This is a genomic window from Nonomuraea sp. CA-143628 (assembly GCF_050942315.1).
Classification (GTDB): domain Bacteria; phylum Actinomycetota; class Actinomycetes; order Streptosporangiales; family Streptosporangiaceae; genus Nonomuraea.
The window spans coordinates 9,415,619-9,432,505 of sequence record NZ_CP192072.1 but is presented as its reverse complement, the minus strand read 5'-3'; the positions used below and the strand labels follow the sequence as shown (position 1 = coordinate 9,432,505).

Sequence of the window (16,887 nt, the reverse complement as noted above, 5' to 3'; positions counted from 1 at the left end):
CGGTGACCGCAACGGTTTCCGTTGTCACCATGCCTGGACCGAGGGGTCCTGCTCGTCGGGCACCACCTGGGTACGACCGGTTTCGAGGTCGAGGCGCAGCAGCTGCGAGCGTACGCCGCCACACGGAGGCAGTCCGGCCAGAGGCGACCGGTCCATCTCGTCGGCCTGCCGGTCGACACCGACCAGCACGTAGCGGCCGGTCGGGTCGAGCGCCAGCGATTGGATGTGGCCGCAGTCCAACGCCAGGACCTTCCTGACCAGCCGCGTCCCCTCATGCAGGACGAGCGTGCGGGTCGGCCAGCCGAGCGCGCGCAGTTGCCGCCCGCCCGGCAGGGGAAGGAGCGGACGGGTGTTCTCGTGCTCGGCCGGCGCGGCGACCTCCCCGATCGTGCCCGTGCCCACGTCGAGGGTGGCCACGGCGCCGGCCGGGACGCTGTGATCGGGGAGGACGAGGATCCGGGCGTCCAGCCACTGGAGACCGTAGCCGCTGACCGGCCATTCGCGTTCCAGAGTGCCCGCGAAGCTGGCTTTGTCCGTCATCCGGCCGTAGGCGATGCGGCCTTCGGCGGAGACGGCCAGACCGTTGATCATGCCTTCGAGGGTGGGGGTGAGCCGCTCGCCGACCGTGATCCGGCCGTCGTCGCCCATGGACAGCCGGTAGAGACGGGAGTAGCGGCCGGACAGGCTGGTGAGCGCCGCCACGTAGTGGCCGGGTTCGGTGTCGCGGACGACGAGATCGTACTGAGCGTAGGTGGGCGTCGCCTGCGGCAGCAGGCTCACCGGCTCACCGGTCTTCAGGTCGAGCACGTACGGCCGGCCCACGCCGGCCACCGCGTACCGCGGAGTGCCGTCGGCGTTGACCGGCAGCCCGATCAGCGCGGCGGGCAGGAACACGGCCAGTACGACGGCCGCCACCCCCAGCCCGGCGGCGCGCAACTCGGTCAGACGCGGCCGAATGCCCGCGCCCGCGATCCCGGCCAGCAGGACCATGGCCGCGGGGGAGAGCAGCCAGGCCAGGGTCAGGCGTGCGGCCACGAAGGACGGCGGCGTTATCTGCGCATGCAGGCACTCCTGCCAGGCGAAGGGCAGGTCGGGAGACAGCCGGTCCTCGGCCTCGTCCAGCGCGGCGGGGAGCAGAGCGACCAGCAGTCCCAGCGTGACGGGGAGCAAGGAACCGCCCCGGCCCGCGTCGGGACCGCCCTGGGGCCGCGACCGGATCGCCCAGCACGCGGTCAGACCCAGCAGTACGGGCTGGAGCCAGACGGCCCAGTCACCGAGGAAACTGGCCACCTGGGCCACCGGAACGGGCTGGGGCCAGTCCATCGGTCCGGCGCTGCTGCAGGTGACCATCACTGTTTCAGTGAGCAGCGGCTCGACCAGCAGTTTCCACAGCGACAGCGCCACCGCTGCCGACCAGAAGAACTTCATTACGCGCATCGGGGCTTTCCGCGCTCTGTGTAGGGGGCCGGAGCAGCCTAACGGCCTTTGTCGCGAGGTCGGCAGTCGGCTGCCGATCTTGTTATGTTGATCACCATTTGAAATGATCAGCGCCGTGGCGGGGCAGCTGGAGAGGTTCAGCAGGCTGCGTCCAGTCATTGGCGATGTGGCGGGAGATACCTCCGTCCGAAAGGAACCTCGGTGGCTCGGCTCCTGTCTCGAAGGTCCAGGCGTATCGTGATAGCGCTCGTGACGGCGACATTGGCCATCGAGGGACTCTCGGCCTGCGGCTACTTACAATCGCGCACTATCGATCCGTCCGATGGGAACGTGGCCAAGCGCAGGGATGCCGTCCGGCGTACTGTCGTGGCCCGGCTCGACCAAGCCAGACGCACCGCCGGCGTGACCAAGGAGATAAGCCGTCTGACCATCGACCGATGCAGGCGAGGCAACGACGACGCGAAGAACACCGAGGACTTCCTGTCGATCTGCAGCATCATCCAGCAACGGGCGTATGTCTGGGATGGAGAGGTGAACGGCTTCCTCGACCGGTTCCCCAAGTGCGAATACACCTCCATGAACAGGGACGACTGGCGAAAACTGCGCGGGAAACCGGCCCCGGGAGACCTCGCGCGCACCTATGACGCCGGCGACCTGCCGGGTTTGGAGTGCAGCGCCGTTGAGATCGAATTCGCCACCTCCGCGACACCACAGCGGGATCTCGAAACGCTGAAGCCAGGCGCCATCATCATGGATCCCGACTCTGGCATCGACGACCCTTATCACTGGGTCGTCGAGGGGAAGCCATGGCTCGCCGATTGGCAAAAGATCCGCCGCAAGAACCAATTCCTGGTCGCTATGTCGACGATCGAGAACTACGCCGTCGACCCGCGCTGGACTCGAAGTCCCCTGCCCATCCAATCCCACAGCAGGTGACTCGCTTCTACGCCGGCTGAGTTGCCGAACCGCCCTCTCTTGCGAGTCCATGAGCATGGGCGGCAAGCTGGAGCGGTGGATTTAGGCATCATCAGTCTGGTCGTCTCGATCGCGATCGGCGTTCCACAGATCTACCTCGCCTGGCAGCAGGTGCGCCTTTCCCGGAATCAGGCGGCACCCTGGCGGACACGCGGGGCCGAGAACGCGCCGCGTCCAACGTCGCCTGCGGCTGCCACGCGCACCGAGCCGACGGCTTCCCCCGGCTCCGCACAGCCACCCCACGACGCCCCCACCGAGCCACCGATCGCAGAGCCCCGTCAGCGCCATGAACAAGAGGCCCGTCAGCGCCACGAACAAGACGCCCATCGGCGCCTCGATCCGCAGCCCCACCCGCGCCCGGATCCGCAGGCGGAATCCCGCCCCGCTGCTCCGCCACCGGACGCCCCGTCCGAGGATGCCGCGCGCGTTTTCGTCCCTGACCTGCGGGCCTACATCGCGCCGGCGTCCCTGGTGATCGGGGGCTTCTTGGGCCTCTCCGCCCTCGGCGGGATCTTCGCATATGACGACCTGGCCAAGGACTACACGACCCCCATGGGGCGCGCGCAGCTGACCGTCAGCCTCTGGTTCACGGTCGTGGCGCTCCTGATCGCCAGCTTTTCGACCGGGTTCACGGCGTACGCGTGGCACCGGGAAAAGGCTGTCAACGACGACAACGAGGAACGCTTCAACCTGTACGTGCTGATGGCGGTGCTCGGCCCGACGCTCGCGGTGTGGCTCGTGATCGCCCGGCGCGCCGTGATGTTCTGACGTCCGGCGACCTGAGGAGGTTCGCCGGAACGATCACGATCGAAGACGACCTGGCCCTGTTTGAAAGGGCGGACTGTTGGGTTTCGGACGGAATGTTCGGGACGTCAGCAGCACGTCGGGGGACGCATGGCTGGTCGGCTGGTCATCGGGGATGTCCGGGTTCGGCAAGTAGTACGAGGCGACGGTCGGCGAACGTACACCGTCGTCCTGCCGGGCGGAGAGGTGCACCGGGCGGCGGATGGGTTCCTGCGCACCCGCGAGGGCGGCACCGACCGCGTCTACGCCTACCTGCTGGTCGATCACCTGCGGTGGCTGGAGTTCGTGGGCTCACTCTGGAGACGGTGACGCTGCGGGACCTGCAGCGGTACATGGGGGCTCTCGGCGCCGAGTACGCAGGCCCGTTCGGCCGGCCATGGCGGACCGGCACTGACGACGATGCCGGCCAACCCGCTCACGCCGTCCAAGACAGTGCGGCTGCGCCCTCCGAAGCTCCTTCCCGAGGGAACCCGCCAACGCCTGGTGGAGGCGCGGCCGGCGGCACGGGACCGGCTGGCCGATGGAGGCTTCCGGGTCGGCGAGCTCTGCGGGCTGCACCTCGGCGACGAAGGCGGCCACCTCGTCGTTGGAGATCAACGCGCCTTGCGGGCCGTACCAGGCGCTGATCAGGGCGAGGTCGACGCCGGCTGCGTCCATGGCGGCGAGCGTGGCCGAGACCGGCGGTTGCTCGGCCGGGATCGACGTGCCGCGCCAGCGGCGCAGCGAATCGAACATGTCGTCCTGGAGGAAGCGCTGGGTCGGGTGTTGCGCCCAGGCGTCGATGATCGGCACGGCTATTCCTCGTTCCCGTCGATGTGGTCGGCTGTCCAGTCCGGCAAGTCCGCTTGCGCAGCGGCCCTCCACACGGCAACGGTGCTGCTCGCGTCCGGCTGATCGGCGCGGGTGGGTGGGTTCGCCGTGACGAGGCGGTAGCCGAGGTCGAGGGTGCCGGTGTCGAGGAGATTCTGGTGGCGTTCATGCCAGCGTCGGGTGGCGAGGTCGATCTCGAGGCGTCGCATCGCGCGCTCGACAAGGTGCTGGTCGAGGTTCGCCAGCGCGGAGATGCCGGCGCGAACTCGGGTGTTGAGGTAGCAGTGCGGGCGTCGCCAGTACGCGCCCAGGAATCCGTCGGTGCAGTCGGCGGCCACCGGCACGGGGACGACGCTCACCCGTGCGCCGTCGCGCCGGAACCAGGTCTGGACAATGTCGAGAGAGGCGAGTCCGGCATCGGTTTCGGCGATCTGCGGGAGGTATTCCTCGACCAGCCAGAATCGTGCGGTGACGGCTGGGTCCCAGGTGAGGACGACCTGCCGGCCGGACACCCGGCGCAGCTCGGCGAGGCCGGCGGCCGCGTCGGTCCAGTGGTGGACGGTGAGGATGGCCATCGCGGCGTCGAACGACTTGCCAGGGAACGGGAGGGACTCGGCGTATCCCTGGATGACCGGCGCTGAGCCGGGGGGACGCTGGCGCATCATCACCGTGGACGGCTCCACGGCGGTGACCTGCCTGCCGCGGGGCTCGTAGGAGCCGGTCCCGGCGCCTACATTGATCACCGTTGTGGCGGAGCCCAGGGCCTGGTTGATCTGGTCGGCGATACGGGGGTCGGGGCGCCGGTGGCGGGAGTAGCCAAAGCCGATCGTCTCGTATGGGTTGGCGTTCACGACACTCGTCACTCCTCTCTGCTGGCGGGATCGACGTGCCCGCGGCGAGTCCCCAGCACCAGCAGCGGCGGACGTCTGAGATGTTCGGCGAGGTGAGGATGGCGCTGGAGAGTGGCGGGGCCGGGAACGGGTTCGTCGATACCGGTCAGCTCTAGGCCGGCGGAGAGCAGGCCGCCGATCAGCGTGGCCACCTGCCTGTGGTGTTTCTCCACACCCTCGATGATCCAGTTCTGGGTCCGAGGCCCTTCCGCGGCTAGTCGCCGACCGCCCATACCGTGCCCTCTCCGGTTCTCCGCCATCCGGTCATCGGATCGGCGGCCGTGCAGATGGGGTGTTCGATCGAGAGGACGAACCGTCCACCCGGCCGCAGCCAGTGCGTGACGCGCCGGACCAGCCCCGGGTAGTCGGCGACGTAGTGCAGCGCCAGGCTGCTGGCGACCAGGTCGGCGGGAACGGGCGGGCAGCGTAAGCTCGTCCAGGTCGGCGCGCAGGTAGCGGACCCGCGGATGTGGGGCGGCCAGCGCCAGCATCTGCTGGGAGGAGTCCACCGCCACCACGTTCGCCGCTCCCGCGTCGGCCAGCCGACGGGCGAGCGCGCCCGCACCGCAGCCCAAATCGACGACGGCGGCGCCCGCCAGGGGAGGGAGCATCCGGCTCATGGGCGGGATCTCGACGGCCTCGTTGATCCCGGCACCGGAATCCTTGAGCCGGCGGTAGCCCTCGAAGAAGTGGGGATCGTCGTAGAGATCGCGGCCCGCCGTGATCACAGGTGCTTCCTCAGGTCGTCCACGTCGAGCAGCGGCAGACCCCAGCGCAGCGCCGCGACCTCCAACTCGGCGGCCTTCGCCATGGTCCCGTCGGGGTTCATGACCTCACAGCACACCCCGACGGGTGGCAGCCCGGCCGCCACGCACAGGGCGACGGTGGCCTCGGTATGACCGGGGCGCTCGGCGAGACCTCCAGGGCGTGCCGCCAGCGGGAAGACATGTCCGGGCCGGAGGAAGTCGGACGATCTGGACTCCGGGTGGGCCAGGCGGCGTACGGTCGCGGCGCGCTCGGCCGCCGACACCCCGGTGCCGGTCCCGGCGGCCAGATCCACCGGGACGTGCGGCCGGGTGCCGTGCCGATCACCTGGCCCGGGGATGGGCCCGATCTCCAGACGGTCGAGGACCTCGGGCGCGCACGGCACGGTCGGATGGCCGCAGACCTGGGTGAGCAGGAAGGTGAATGCCTCCGGCCGCAACCGCGCCCCCGCGAACACCACATCGCCCTCGCCTTCGCGGTCGGGATCCCAGATCACCACTGCCCCTCCGGACGCGAGCTGCGCCAGCGCTTTCTGTATGCCTTGCCCGCCCGAGACCCGTCCCGCCCATGGCAGCGCCGCGACCACCTCGCTCACCGCCCGCCCCGGGTCGGCCGGCCAACGCCGCACCAGACGGGTGAGCAGGTCGGACTCCAGGTTCACGCGGTCACCGGCCGACAGCTCCGCCAGCGCAGTGGCCTGCAACGTCGCGGGGATCAGCGCCACCGAGAACCGGTCGCGGGACACCTCGGCGACGGTCAGGCTGACGCCGTCGACCGCGATCTGCCCTTTCGGGACGACCAGCGGGAGGAACCGCTCCGGCGGCTTGATCCACAGCCGCCGTGCATTTCCCTCGTCGTCGGCTCTCACGACCTTGCCCACGGCATCCACGGCGCCCTGGACCAGGTGGCCACCCAGCGGGTCGCCCAGGGCCAAGGGCGCCTCCACGTTGACCCGCGTGCCGGGTTGGATCTGGTCGAGGGTCGATCTGCGGCGGGTCTCGGCCGTAAGCCTGGCTTCCAGGACGTCCGTCTCGTGCTCGGTCTGGACGATCATCAGCCCGACGCCGTTCAGGCAGATCGCATCCAGCGCGCTCGCGGCGGCCTTGGGCGCTCTGACCGCGATCCGCGCTTGGTCGACGGCCACCACCGTGCCGACTTCCTGGATGTGCCCGGTGAACATCTGACACCACCTCTCGACAGCGGGAGGACGGTCCTCGCCGCATGAAGAATCAGGGGCCGTGAGCAGGGCCCGAGAGGTGGCGGGGTGTCACCGCGTGGCCCGGAATCACACCGAGTCGTCCCGCCGCAATCAGCGGAACCGGCGGGCTGTCACCGCCGCACCTTGGAATCGCACCAATCCACGTATATCACCCAACCGCCGTCAAGATCAACGGATTGGTGAGCTCGGGCGGTGGAACCCACTCATCGGGCCACACCGCACAATAAAGGGCCATGATGCCCTTCGACGCAGTGCTCTGCGACCTTGACGGCGTGCTCCGCCAGTTCGACCATGCCGTTCAGGCCGAGATCGAGGCCCGTTACGGGCTGCCGCTGATGCGGACCGCCTTCGACCCCGCCCTTATCGGGCCGGCCACACTCGGCCTGATCACCGAAGAGGAATGGGCTGAGTCGGTCGCCGTAGCCCTGGGCGGAGACGAACGGGCAAGGTGCGCGGTCGCCGAGTTCATCGCCGTACCGTTCACGGTGGACGAGGAAGTCAGGGCGCTGCTGGCGAAGGCACAAGAGCGGGTGCCGGTGGTGCTGATGACCAATGCCACGGACACCTTGGACGAGCACCTGGACCGAGTCGGACTCACTCACTTCGCCGACGCCGTGGTCAGCAGTGCCCGGATCGGGGTGGCCAAGCGCGACCAGCGCATCTACGAGATCGCGGCAGAACTCGCCGGTGCCGCGCCCGAGCGCTGTCTGTTCGTGGACGACCGGCTGGAGAACGTGGAGGCGGCCAGATCGCTCGGCATGACCGGCGTCCACTACCGCACGGTGAGCGACCTCGCCGCGGTGATGACCTAGCGACGGCCTGGTGCCTGCCACTGTGTTGTGGGATCTTTGTGAAATCGTCGTGGCCTTCAGCTGCAGGCCAAAGGCCACCGCCAGGTCCTCCACCACGTTCAGGCCCTCGCCAATTTCCTCCGCAGTGCCTCGTGGGCTGGGTAGTCACGTTGAAGATCATCTGTCGACGCGGCCGGGTTCCTCGGTCGCCTGGTAGGCGGGGATTGGGCCGCCGCCGAGTGAAGCGGCGCAGCATTTGATGGGACTCAGTGCTGCCCAGCCGGAGTGCGGTGGCGTACTTGATCGTCTGGCGTAGTGCGCGCAATCAGGTCTGAGTGCTGGTGGCGACTTGGGAAGGCGCTCAGCTCGGCATGGCCACTGGAATGCCTACGTCGCGTACATGTACGCGACGCATAGTCGCAGGTCAGAGCGATTCTTACTGCTCAGCAGGTCGGTAAAGGCGACAAAGCGCTGGGAATCGCACCTATGCGGGTGTCGGACGGCATCCACAAGATCCTCGCCAGCATCAGCGATGAGACCAGGCGACCGATCTGCTGCGCCGGCCAGAGGCCGCGTTCAAGGCGATGACCCGACACAACCGCGGTGGCGCGCGCGCCGTACTTCTTGTGCCCGGCGTTGGTGACGCGCAGGTAGCGGGGAGCGCCGTCGCAGGGCCACTTGGCCGTCTTCATGATCCTCCAGGCCGCCACCGGTTCCGGTACTCGAATGCGGTGTTCATGGTTCGGCCCTTGCCCCAGCAGCGGGCCTTGACCTGCATCACCCGGTGCCCGTACTTGCGATCCCAGACCACGCTCCAGCTGTTGACCCGCTTCGACTGGTGCTTGAGGGTGACCCACTTGGCGCGTTTGGCGGCCGCCTGGCCGAAGACCGCCGCGGCCCTCTGGACCGTGCTCGGCGCGGCGGCGGTTGTAGCCTGCTGCGTGAGGGCGGTCGCCTGGGCGGGGGCCGAGGCCAGGGACAGGGCCGCCGCCGAGGCGACGCCCAGCAGCCCGGCCTGGATCTTCGTGACGGCCTTCATGCCGTCTCCTTCGCTCGTGAATCCGCTCGTGTCGAGCGGGTTGCAGGAGTGAAGCCAGGCCGCGCCTTGTCGAGGATTGTTCAGGATCCATGAAGTGGTCAGTGGTCTGCGACATGCGATGTCAGTGACAGCGGAGGTCTCGCCGGTGCCAAGCTCGGTGCCGGTGGGCCAAGGTTGATCCAGCGACCCTGAGCCTGAGCCTGGACCGACGCCGGCAGAACGGGCCCGGCGGCCTGAGCGGGCGTGGGCATGACCAGCGACCCCAGGGGGATGCTCAGGCAGACAATTGCGTTCTTGGGGCGAACGATTTGGGTTCGAAGACACCCTCTAGGGCATCCAGTTTTGCGCCCAATACTCAACAGTGTGCTTGCGGTTGAGCACGAAGTAGGCGCGGAACGTGCCGCCGATCTTCGCATTGTGCACGCGAATGTAGCCGTTGGCGCCGGTGCAGTCCCACTTGCCATCCTTGACGATCTTGTACCCGAGTGGGCCGGGCCGCTCGTACTGGAGATAGACCGTCATGTGCGCGCCCGCGCCCCAGCATCGGGCGGCGATCTGGAGCACGCGGGCCTTGGACTTCCAGCTGCGGGTCTTCCAGCTCTTGGTCGGCGAATGAGAGTCGTGCCAGAGGTTGATCCATTTGCCGGCTGCCACGGGACCCCTCTCCGCGTGCTCGGCCACTACTGTCGCTTGGGTCGCGCTCGCGGAGGTTGAGGTCGCGCTCGCGGAGGTCGAGAAGGAGACGAGACCCAGCGTGAGTGTCGCCGCACAGGCCAGGCCGGGTAGCGGGGTCTTGATCGCGCGGGTGATGTGCATGGCCACTCTCCCTGTTGATCGAAGTCACGACGAGTCGAACGTCGTGCCGAGCCTGAGGTCTGCCGTGCTGACGAAGCTATCCGTCAGCCACTCGGCGGTCGTCAACCGCTGAGTGGACATTCGCCTCTACCAACCGCGGTAGCGCACGTCCGACGTCAACCAGCCGTAGTAAGCCGGGCGTTGGAGTGTGCCGTCACCAGTGGGAGGCCGGTGGTCAGCCTGCGGCGGAGTCGCGGGTGCGGCCGTGGGCGTCGTGTGGGAGGTCGGCGTAGTGCCACTGGTGGTCGCGGGCGTGCCGGCAGGCGGTCTCCAGGTCGCCGTCCTCGATCGTGGCCAGCAGGTCGGCGTGGTCGCGGACGATGTCGTACAGGTCGACCTCGGTGGCGACCATCGTGACCGACGTGCGCGCCTCGATCTGCAGGCCCTCCCATGAGAGCTTGAGCAGCTCGTTGTGCGCGGCCTCGACGATGCGCCGGTGGAAGGACACGCTGGCCCGCGCCGACGCCTCGCCGTCACCGCTCTCGGCGGCGGCCCGCATCGCCGCCACGTCCGTACGCAACGCCTCCACCGGCATGGTCCCGGCCAGCAGGGCGAGCCGGGTGGCCGTCTCCTCCAGCGCCGCCCGTACGACGTAGCTCTCGCGGAGTGTCTCCTGGACGAAGGGCCGGACGAAGGTGCCGCGGCGCGGCTGGGTCTCCACCAGTCGCATCACCTCAAGCTCCCGCAGCGCCTCGCGTACGGGCGCCTGACTGGTGCCGTACGTCGCCGCGAGCCGGGTCTCCACCAGCCGTTCGCCGGGCCTGAACTGGCCGGACACGATCCTGCCGACCAGCGAGTCACGGATCTGCCGGGCCAGCGTGAGACGCGGCAGCTTGGAGGGCTCATCAGCCATGTGAGTGATCCTACCGATTATCGATAGCCGTCTTGACTGACGATACCTCGATAATCAATTATCGATAATTACACGCCGAGGGCTGGGAGGGCCGCGACATGGTGATCCAGGCGGTGCATGTGCCGGAGTCCGCCGAGGCCGTGGTCGCCTGCTCGGCACGGGGTGGCTGGATCATGGGTGGCGGGACCGTCGTGATGCCGCTGGTGAACAGCGGCGCCTCGCCCGCGACCGAGTTGGTCAGTCTGCGCCGGGCGGGGCTGGACGGAGTCGAGGTACGCGACGGGGTGGCCAGGATCGGGGCGGCGGCCACGCTCGCCGCCGTCGGCGAGCATCCCGGGCTCGCCTTCCTGCGTCCCGCGTTGCGGACGATCGCCTCTCCGACCATCCGCAACCAGGCCACCGTGGGTGGCAACCTGTTCGTCGCGCAGCCGTACGGTGACCTGGCCGTGTGCCTGCTCGCCCTCGACGCGACCTGCGAGATCGCCGGGCCGGACGGGCCCCGCGACGTGCCGGTGGCCGACGTGCTGGGCTTCGGGGTCGGCTCGGGTGAGGTCGTCGTGGCGGTACGGGCTACGGTGCCTGAGCTGGGCACCTGGTACTACCACAAGGCCATGCGCCGCCGCCTCAACTCGGCGGCGATCGTGACCGTCGCCTCCGTGACCCGTACCGATGACAGCCTGGTCACCTCCGCCACGATCGCGCTCGGCGGTGTCGCCCCGCGTCCGGTGCGCGCGGTGTCGGCCGAGCGGCTGCTGCGGGGGCGTCAGCTGACCCACGAGGTCCTCACCGAGGCGGGTGAGGCGGCCGCCCGTGGTGACATCGACCCGTTCGATGACGCTTACGCCAGTGCGTGGTACCGGAGGCGGGTGCTGCCTGTGCATCTGCGGCGCGCGTTCATTCCGCCCGTGGTGCGGTGACCACGATGGTTTCCCGGGTGGGTTCGTCACGCGACCGTCTCGATCTCCGCGACGGTCCGTGGTGGTTGGGGTCCCTTGGGTGGGATACCTCCTTCGGAGGCGCGGAGGAAGGCGGTCCGTCGTGGCTGGGCTGCCAGGAAGAGGCCCCTTCGGGGAGTGGAAGAACGGATGCCCGCGCGTCAGAAAGAGGTGGACCGTGCCGTCACAGATCGTCTCGCTCGTAGTCAACGGGGAGCGGCGGGAGTTCATCGCCGCGCCAGGGGCCACGCTGCTCGCGAGTCTGCGTGAGTCGCTGGGGCTCACCGCGGCCAAGCGCGGCTGTTCACAGGGTGCCTGCGGTACCTGCACCGTCCTGGTCGATGGTCGGCCCGAGGTGGCCTGCCTGGTCGCGGTGGAGACCGTCGCCGACCGCGAGGTCCGCACGCTGGAGGGGGTCGCCGCCGGTGGTGAGCTGGACGAGGTGCAGAGCGCCTTTGTCGACTGCTTCGCCACTCAGTGCGGCTTCTGTACGGCCGGCATGATCATGGTCGCCGAGGCGCTGCTCGAGCGGGATCCCGATCCGAGTGAGGAGGACGTCGTGGAGGCGATCTCGGGCAACGTCTGCCGGTGCACCGGCTACCGGCCCATCGTGATCGCCATCCTGGAGGCGGCCAGGCGTCGGCGGGCCCAGCCTCAGCAAAAGGAGCCTCAGCAAAAGGAGGAGGCGGTGGCGCGATGACCTACCGGCACGCCCCTACCGAGACGACGTACCGGCTCGCCCCCATTGACACGAGTACGTTCGCCGACGAGCGGGCCGCCGCGCGCACCGGGGTGGACGGCGGCGGCGATTTCACCGTGATCGGCTCGGTGGTCCAGCGGTCCGACGCGCGCGGCCATGTCACCGGCCGTACCGAGTTCTTCGAGGACGTGGCCCCGGCGCGGCTCGCCCACCTCAAGATGCACCGCTCCGACCGGCACCACGCCAGGATCCTGGACGTCGACCTGACCGAGGCTCTGGCCGTGCCCGGTGTCCTGCGGATTCTCACCCACGCCGACATCCCGAACAACCTCTACACCCCGCTCAAGCTGATCGGCGTCGGGCCCGACGACGAGCCCATCCTGGCCGTGGACAAGGTGCGCTACCTCGGTGAGCCCATTTGTGCCGTGGTCGCCGAGACCGAGGCGGCCGCGCTGGAGGGTGCGGCCAGGGTCAGGGTCGCCTATGAGGACCTGCCGCCGGTCTTCGACGTCGAGGAGGCGTTGCGGGAGGGCGCGCCGCTGGTCAACGAGTACCACGGGCAGAACCACTTCATCTACGAGGGCCACCACTGCCGGCGGATCCGGTTCGGCGATGTGGAGGCGGCGTTCGCGCGGGCCGATCACGTCTTCGAGTGGCGCTACCAGTCCGCGCCGATCGAGCAGGCTCCCACCGAGACCACCGGCTGCGTCGTGGTCCCGCAGGCCGACGGGCGGCTGCGCATCCACTCCGACACCCAGGCGTGCTTCTTCACCCTGGACAACACCGCGCTGATCCTGGAGACGCCGTTCAACAAGTTACGCATCGTCGGCGGTACGGTCGGCGGCGGCTTCGGCGGCAAGGTGGACGTGGTGGTCGAGCCGGTCGCGTGCGTGGCCGCGATGGCGGCCGACCGGCCGGTCAAGTTCGTGTACGACCGTGCCGAGGAGATGCAGGTCTCCTCGCCGCGCGCGGCCGAGCGCATCTACATCAAGGACGCCGTGATGGCCGACGGCCGGATCATCGGCCGCAAGGTCACGCTGTACGTCGACGCCGGCGCGTACGCCCGCCACACCCCGTACGGCACCACCAAGGCCGCCGCCCACCTGCCCGGCCCCTACTCGATCCCGAACGTGTGGGCCGACTGCCACTGCGTCTTCACCAACCGCACGCCCTCCAGCGCCATGCGCGGGTTCGGTGTGACCATCGCCGACTTCGCGCTGGAGTCGCAGATGGACCGGATCGCCCGCGCGCTGGACCTGGACCCGCTGCGACTACGCCTGCTCAACGCCTACCGCGACGGCGACATCAAGGCCCACCGCAAGGTCGCCGAGGGTACGGCCCTGATCGAGGTGATCCAGAAGGCGGCGGAGATGGCCGGGCACGAGCTGCCCGAGGCGTACCGCCGCATGTCCTCCACAACCCGAGAGGGGCTGTAGCGATGACGCTGCTGCGCGGGCGCGGGTACGCGTCGGTCAACTACCCGACCGGTATGAACCTGGGCGGCGACCCCTCGCAGGCGCTGATCCACGCCACGACCACGGGCACGTTCGTGATCTCGCTTTCCTCGGTGGACCTGGGTCAGGGCATCAAGACGATCGCCGCCCAGTGCGCCGCCGAGACGCTCGGCCTGCCGATCGGGAACGTGCTCGTCGACACCGCCGACACCGACACCGGCCCGCACTGCATGGGCACCTTCGCCAGCCGCGGCACCCACCGCGTCGGCAACGCCGTCATCATGGCCGCCGCCGAGGCGCGCGGCGTGATGCTGGAGGTCGCCGCCGAGGAGCTGGAGGTCGACGCCGCCGATCTGGAGACCGACGGCACCGGCTTCATCCGGCTCAAGGGCGCGGAGGAGAAGCGCATCCACATCACCGACCTGGCGATGGCGGCGCACTTCAAGCACGGGCGGACGATCTCCGGTCGCGGCATCTACCTCAAGGAGCCGAGCGCGCCGGTGCCCGAGACGGGGGAGATGGACCCCGACTCCTGCCATGCGCACGCGTGTACGGCCGCCGTCGTCGAGGTCGACGACGAGACCGGGGTGGTGGAGGTGCTGGAGCTGTACAACGCGTACGAGATCGGGCGGGCGCTCAACCCGGCCATGGCGACGCAGCAGGTGGAGGGTGGGGCGTGGATGGGCGTGTCGCACGCCCTGTTCGAGACCACCGAGCCCTACTACCCGTCGCGCGAGCACGGGCCGCGCGACTTCGCCGGGTACCTGATGCCCGGCCCCGCCGACATTCCCGTACAGCACAGCCTGTTCCTTGAGCGCCCGGCCGGAAACGGCCCGTACGGCGCGAAGGGGATCGGCGAGATGACGGCGAACGCCCCGATCCCGGCCATCGCCAACGCGATCTTCGACGCCTGCGGCGTGCGCCTGGAGTCGATGCCGTTCACCCCCGAACGCGTCCTGCGCGGGCTCGACGCCCTGCGCCTGAAAGTGGAGGAATCATGCTGAAAGTCGTCTCCCTGCTCAAGCGGGCCGAGGGGCTGTCCCACGAGGAGTTCGCCAAGTGGGTGGTGGAGGACCACGTCGAGTTCGCCAAGAGGCTGCCCGGCCTGCGCAAGTACACGGTCAGCGTCACCACCGGCGACGGCGGGGCCTACGACTCGGTGAACGAGCTGTACTTCGACGACGAGGACGCCCGCGCCGCCGCGTTCGGCTCCGAGGACGGCAAGGCCGCCGCGGCCGACGCCGCCGCGCACACCTCCCAGCGCGTCCACCTGCTGACCACCGAGCACGCCCAGCTGTGACCGCCGCCGCCGGGCTCTGGCGCGAGCGCGAGCTGGCCGCCGCGCTGGAGGGGGCGGGCTACTTCGCCGACGAGGGGCTGTGCACGGCCATCCACCTGGCGTTACGGCTGGGCCGGCCGCTCCTGCTGGAGGGCGAGCCGGGCGTCGGCAAGACCGAGGTCGCCGCGGTGCTCTCGCGCGTCACCGGCCTGGACCTGATCCGCCTGCAGTGCTTCGAGGGGCTGGACTCCGGCCAGGCGCTGTACGAGTGGGACTACCCCAAGCAACTCCTCCAGGTCCGGGTGGCCGAGAGCCGCGGCCAGGACGTCGGCGACCTGTACAGGGAGGAGTTCCTGCTGCGCCGGCCGCTGCTGCGCGCCGTACAGGCCGAGCGGGGCGCGGTGCTGCTGATCGACGAGATCGACCGGGCCGACAGCGAGTTCGAGGCGTTCCTGCTGGAGTTCCTGGGCGACTTCCAGATCACGATCCCGGAGCTGGGCACGGTTCGGGCGCGCACGCCGCCGATCGTCGTGCTGACCTCCAACCGCACGCGCGAGCTGCACGACGCGCTCAAGCGGCGCTGCCTCTACCACTGGATCGCCTTCCCCGAGCCGGACCGCGAGCGGGCGATCCTGCGCGCGGCCGTTCCCGGGCTCGAGGAGCGGGCGGCGGAGGGGCTCGTACGGGCGGTGCAGCGCGTACGCCGGCTGCCGCTGCTCAAGCGGCCCGGCATCGCCGAGTCGGTGGAGTGGGCGCGCGGCGCGCTGGCGCTGGCCGACGGCGGTAGCGCGTGGCCCGTGGCGCTGCGCCGGGCACTCGGCCTGCTGATCAAGGACGAGGAGGACACCCGGCTGCTCCTCGCGCACGCGGAGGAGGTGTTCGACGATGCCTGACCCGGCCCTCGCCGCTGTCGTACTCGCCGCGGATCATCTCTGGGGATTCCTCACCGCGCTGCGCGGCGTGGGCGTGCCCGCCGCACCGACCAAGCGCGCGGACCTGCTGCGGGTGATCGCCGAGTCCCCGCCGCCCGACCTGACCACGCTGTACTGGTATGCCCGGATCACCCTGCTCCAGGACATCGGCGACCTGCCCGCCTTCGACCGGGTCTTCGACGCCTGGTTCCGGCAGGGCGGACCCGGGTTCGCCGATTCGCCGCCCGAAGGCGACGACGGCGAGGCGCCGTCCCCCGGCGGACCCGGCGAGGACGACCCGCCACGTGAGGTACGGCCGGGCGACGGCATCGAGGCCAGCACCTTGAGCACCTACGGCACGCGCGAGTTCGGCCGGACCGGCGAACAGCGGCACGCGCTCATGCGCACGCTCGAAGCCGCCTGGCCCGCCGTGCTCCCCGCCACGCCGTCACGGCGGCGCCGTCCGGCCCGGTCGGGGGACCGGCTGGACGTGCGGCACGCGTGGCGGCGCGCCCATCGCCATGACGGGGAGATCATCGAGCTGCGCCGCCTGGCCCGCCCGCCGCGTCCGCGCCGCCTGCTGATCCTGGTCGACGTCTCCGGCTCGCTGCGGCTGCACACCCCGGACCTGCTCCGCGTCGCGCACACCGCGCTGCGCGCGGCGCCGGCCCGTACGGAGGTGTTCACCTTCGGCACCCGCCTCACCCGGATCACCGCCGCGCTGTCGCACCCGCACGCCGATCAGGCGCTGCGGGCCGTGTCGGGGCTGGTCACGGACGCGGACGGCGGTACGGCGATCGGCGCGGCGCTGGCGCGTTTCCTGGGCAACCCGCGCTTCGCGGCGCTGGCCCGAGGCGCGCTCGTGATCGTGCTGTCCGACGGGCTCGAACGCGGCGACTGCACCCCCATGGTGAGCGCCACGGCCCGCCTGTCACGGCTCGGCCACCGGCTCGTCTGGTGGTCCCCGCTGGCCTGCTCGCCGACCTACCGCCCCGCCACGCGCGCCATGGCCGCCCAGCTCCCGAGCCTGGACCACCTCGGCGGCGTACGCGATCTGCCCACCGCGTTGGCGGAGGTACGCCGCCTTCCCGCCGTCCTGTCCGGCCCTCGCCACACCGCGGCGCGGCGCTGGTCCACCGCACGACCCTTGGGAGCTTGAGTCTTGGACGG

20 protein-coding genes are annotated in these 16,887 nt (G+C 69.8%); 11 read left to right on the top strand and 9 right to left on the bottom strand.

Annotated elements, in window-relative coordinates; all coding sequences use genetic code 11:
* Positions 1-24 precede the first annotated feature (24 nt).
* Positions 25-1,437, bottom strand: coding sequence for a hypothetical protein (locus tag ACQP2T_RS42895; RefSeq protein WP_433510584.1), 1,413 nt, complete (start codon positions 1,435-1,437; stop codon positions 25-27).
* 249 nt (positions 1,438-1,686) lie between these two features.
* Between ACQP2T_RS42895 and ACQP2T_RS42890 the strand changes: the two genes are divergently transcribed.
* The 3 genes from ACQP2T_RS42890 (at position 1,687) to ACQP2T_RS42880 (ending at position 3,525) form a co-directional block, all read left to right on the top strand.
* The gene (locus ACQP2T_RS42890) at positions 1,687-2,373 is read left to right on the top strand and encodes a hypothetical protein (RefSeq protein WP_433510583.1); all 687 of its coding nucleotides are present in this window, start codon (positions 1,687-1,689) and stop codon (positions 2,371-2,373) included.
* Positions 2,374-2,448: 75 nt separating this feature from the next.
* The gene (locus tag ACQP2T_RS42885; RefSeq protein ID WP_433510582.1) at positions 2,449-3,180 is read left to right on the top strand and encodes a hypothetical protein; all 732 of its coding nucleotides are present in this window, start codon (positions 2,449-2,451) and stop codon (positions 3,178-3,180) included.
* A gap of 126 nt (positions 3,181-3,306) precedes the next feature.
* Positions 3,307-3,525, top strand: a complete 219-nt coding sequence (locus ACQP2T_RS42880; protein ID WP_433510581.1) for a hypothetical protein — start codon at positions 3,307-3,309, stop codon at positions 3,523-3,525.
* Here ACQP2T_RS42880 and ACQP2T_RS42875 read toward each other — a convergent pair.
* Genes ACQP2T_RS42875 through ACQP2T_RS42860 form a run of 4 tightly spaced genes read right to left on the bottom strand, consistent with a single transcriptional unit; the run spans position 3,508 to position 6,861 of the window.
* Positions 3,508-4,008: a hypothetical protein gene (locus ACQP2T_RS42875; protein ID WP_433510580.1), complete on the bottom strand. Its 501-nt coding sequence runs from the start codon at positions 4,006-4,008 to the stop codon at positions 3,508-3,510. The two genes, ACQP2T_RS42880 and ACQP2T_RS42875, sit on opposite strands and share 18 nt — an antisense overlap.
* A 2-nt stretch (positions 4,009-4,010) precedes the next feature.
* The gene (locus tag ACQP2T_RS42870) at positions 4,011-4,877 is read right to left on the bottom strand and encodes a class I SAM-dependent methyltransferase (RefSeq protein WP_433510579.1); all 867 of its coding nucleotides are present in this window, start codon (positions 4,875-4,877) and stop codon (positions 4,011-4,013) included.
* Positions 4,878-4,885: 8 nt separating this feature from the next.
* Complete coding sequence (locus ACQP2T_RS42865; protein WP_433510578.1) at positions 4,886-5,644, bottom strand: class I SAM-dependent methyltransferase; 759 nt, start codon at positions 5,642-5,644, stop codon at positions 4,886-4,888.
* On the bottom strand, positions 5,641-6,861 hold the full coding sequence (locus ACQP2T_RS42860; RefSeq protein WP_433510577.1) for a riboflavin synthase: 1,221 nt from the start codon (positions 6,859-6,861) through the stop codon (positions 5,641-5,643). Before ACQP2T_RS42860 ends, ACQP2T_RS42865 begins: the two co-directional genes overlap by 4 nt.
* 272 nt (positions 6,862-7,133) lie before the next feature.
* Here ACQP2T_RS42860 and ACQP2T_RS42855 point away from each other — a divergent pair, with 272 nt between their 5' ends.
* A complete protein-coding gene (locus tag ACQP2T_RS42855) occupies positions 7,134-7,712 on the top strand; it encodes an HAD family hydrolase (RefSeq protein WP_433510576.1) in 579 nt (192 codons plus the stop codon).
* Positions 7,713-8,134: 422 nt separating this feature from the next.
* Here ACQP2T_RS42855 and ACQP2T_RS42850 read toward each other — a convergent pair whose 3' ends face one another.
* From ACQP2T_RS42850 to ACQP2T_RS42835, 4 genes are all read right to left on the bottom strand, one after another.
* Positions 8,135-8,383, bottom strand: a complete 249-nt coding sequence (locus ACQP2T_RS42850; RefSeq protein ID WP_433510575.1) for a hypothetical protein — start codon at positions 8,381-8,383, stop codon at positions 8,135-8,137.
* Complete coding sequence (locus ACQP2T_RS42845) at positions 8,380-8,730, bottom strand: hypothetical protein (RefSeq protein ID WP_433510574.1); 351 nt, start codon at positions 8,728-8,730, stop codon at positions 8,380-8,382. Before ACQP2T_RS42845 ends, ACQP2T_RS42850 begins: the two co-directional genes overlap by 4 nt.
* A 327-nt stretch (positions 8,731-9,057) precedes the next feature.
* Positions 9,058-9,546: a hypothetical protein gene (locus tag ACQP2T_RS42840; protein ID WP_433510573.1), complete on the bottom strand. Its 489-nt coding sequence runs from the start codon at positions 9,544-9,546 to the stop codon at positions 9,058-9,060.
* A gap of 214 nt (positions 9,547-9,760) precedes the next feature.
* Positions 9,761-10,438: a GntR family transcriptional regulator gene (locus ACQP2T_RS42835; protein ID WP_433510572.1), complete on the bottom strand. Its 678-nt coding sequence runs from the start codon at positions 10,436-10,438 to the stop codon at positions 9,761-9,763.
* 98 nt (positions 10,439-10,536) lie between these two features.
* Between ACQP2T_RS42835 and ACQP2T_RS42830 the strand changes: the two genes are divergently transcribed.
* From ACQP2T_RS42830 to ACQP2T_RS42800, 7 genes are all read left to right on the top strand, one after another.
* A complete protein-coding gene (locus tag ACQP2T_RS42830) occupies positions 10,537-11,355 on the top strand; it encodes an FAD binding domain-containing protein (RefSeq protein WP_433510571.1) in 819 nt (272 codons plus the stop codon).
* Between the two features lie 196 nt (positions 11,356-11,551).
* The gene (locus tag ACQP2T_RS42825) at positions 11,552-12,073 is read left to right on the top strand and encodes a (2Fe-2S)-binding protein (RefSeq protein ID WP_433510570.1); all 522 of its coding nucleotides are present in this window, start codon (positions 11,552-11,554) and stop codon (positions 12,071-12,073) included.
* Positions 12,070-13,509 (top strand): xanthine dehydrogenase family protein molybdopterin-binding subunit, encoded by a 1,440-nt coding sequence (locus ACQP2T_RS42820; RefSeq protein WP_433510569.1) that lies wholly within the window; start codon positions 12,070-12,072, stop codon positions 13,507-13,509. The genes ACQP2T_RS42825 and ACQP2T_RS42820 overlap by 4 nt, the downstream gene beginning before the upstream one ends.
* A gap of 2 nt (positions 13,510-13,511) precedes the next feature.
* A complete protein-coding gene (locus ACQP2T_RS42815; RefSeq protein WP_433510568.1) occupies positions 13,512-14,531 on the top strand; it encodes a xanthine dehydrogenase family protein molybdopterin-binding subunit in 1,020 nt (339 codons plus the stop codon).
* Positions 14,525-14,827, top strand: coding sequence for an EthD family reductase (locus ACQP2T_RS42810; RefSeq protein WP_225295367.1), 303 nt, complete (start codon positions 14,525-14,527; stop codon positions 14,825-14,827). The genes ACQP2T_RS42815 and ACQP2T_RS42810 overlap by 7 nt, the downstream gene beginning before the upstream one ends.
* The gene (locus ACQP2T_RS42805; RefSeq protein WP_433510567.1) at positions 14,824-15,699 is read left to right on the top strand and encodes an AAA family ATPase; all 876 of its coding nucleotides are present in this window, start codon (positions 14,824-14,826) and stop codon (positions 15,697-15,699) included. Before ACQP2T_RS42810 ends, ACQP2T_RS42805 begins: the two co-directional genes overlap by 4 nt.
* Entirely contained in the window at positions 15,692-16,876 is a 1,185-nt protein-coding gene (locus tag ACQP2T_RS42800; protein ID WP_433510566.1) for a VWA domain-containing protein, read from the top strand. The genes ACQP2T_RS42805 and ACQP2T_RS42800 overlap by 8 nt, the downstream gene beginning before the upstream one ends.
* Positions 16,877-16,887: the final 11 nt, after the last annotated feature.

What these genes read in the sequence shown, in the direction of transcription:
- ACQP2T_RS42895 (WP_433510584.1), bottom strand. Translation starts at nt 1,437, where the DNA reads ATGCGCGTAATGAAGTTCTTCTGGTCGGCAGCGGTGGCGCTGTCGCTG.
- ACQP2T_RS42880 (WP_433510581.1), top strand. Translation starts at nt 3,307, where the DNA reads ATGGCTGGTCGGCTGGTCATCGGGGATGTCCGGGTTCGGCAAGTAGTA.
- ACQP2T_RS42860 (WP_433510577.1), bottom strand. Translation starts at nt 6,861, where the DNA reads ATGTTCACCGGGCACATCCAGGAAGTCGGCACGGTGGTGGCCGTCGAC.
- ACQP2T_RS42855 (WP_433510576.1), top strand. Translation starts at nt 7,134, where the DNA reads ATGATGCCCTTCGACGCAGTGCTCTGCGACCTTGACGGCGTGCTCCGC.
- ACQP2T_RS42850 (WP_433510575.1), bottom strand. Translation starts at nt 8,383, where the DNA reads ATGAAGACGGCCAAGTGGCCCTGCGACGGCGCTCCCCGCTACCTGCGC.
- ACQP2T_RS42845 (WP_433510574.1), bottom strand. Translation starts at nt 8,730, where the DNA reads ATGAAGGCCGTCACGAAGATCCAGGCCGGGCTGCTGGGCGTCGCCTCG.
- ACQP2T_RS42840 (WP_433510573.1), bottom strand. Translation starts at nt 9,546, where the DNA reads ATGCACATCACCCGCGCGATCAAGACCCCGCTACCCGGCCTGGCCTGT.
- ACQP2T_RS42835 (WP_433510572.1), bottom strand. Translation starts at nt 10,438, where the DNA reads ATGGCTGATGAGCCCTCCAAGCTGCCGCGTCTCACGCTGGCCCGGCAG.
- ACQP2T_RS42830 (WP_433510571.1), top strand. Translation starts at nt 10,537, where the DNA reads ATGGTGATCCAGGCGGTGCATGTGCCGGAGTCCGCCGAGGCCGTGGTC.
- ACQP2T_RS42820 (WP_433510569.1), top strand. Translation starts at nt 12,070, where the DNA reads ATGACCTACCGGCACGCCCCTACCGAGACGACGTACCGGCTCGCCCCC.
- ACQP2T_RS42815 (WP_433510568.1), top strand. Translation starts at nt 13,512, where the DNA reads ATGACGCTGCTGCGCGGGCGCGGGTACGCGTCGGTCAACTACCCGACC.
- ACQP2T_RS42810 (WP_225295367.1), top strand. Translation starts at nt 14,525, where the DNA reads ATGCTGAAAGTCGTCTCCCTGCTCAAGCGGGCCGAGGGGCTGTCCCAC.
- ACQP2T_RS42800 (WP_433510566.1), top strand. Translation starts at nt 15,692, where the DNA reads ATGCCTGACCCGGCCCTCGCCGCTGTCGTACTCGCCGCGGATCATCTC.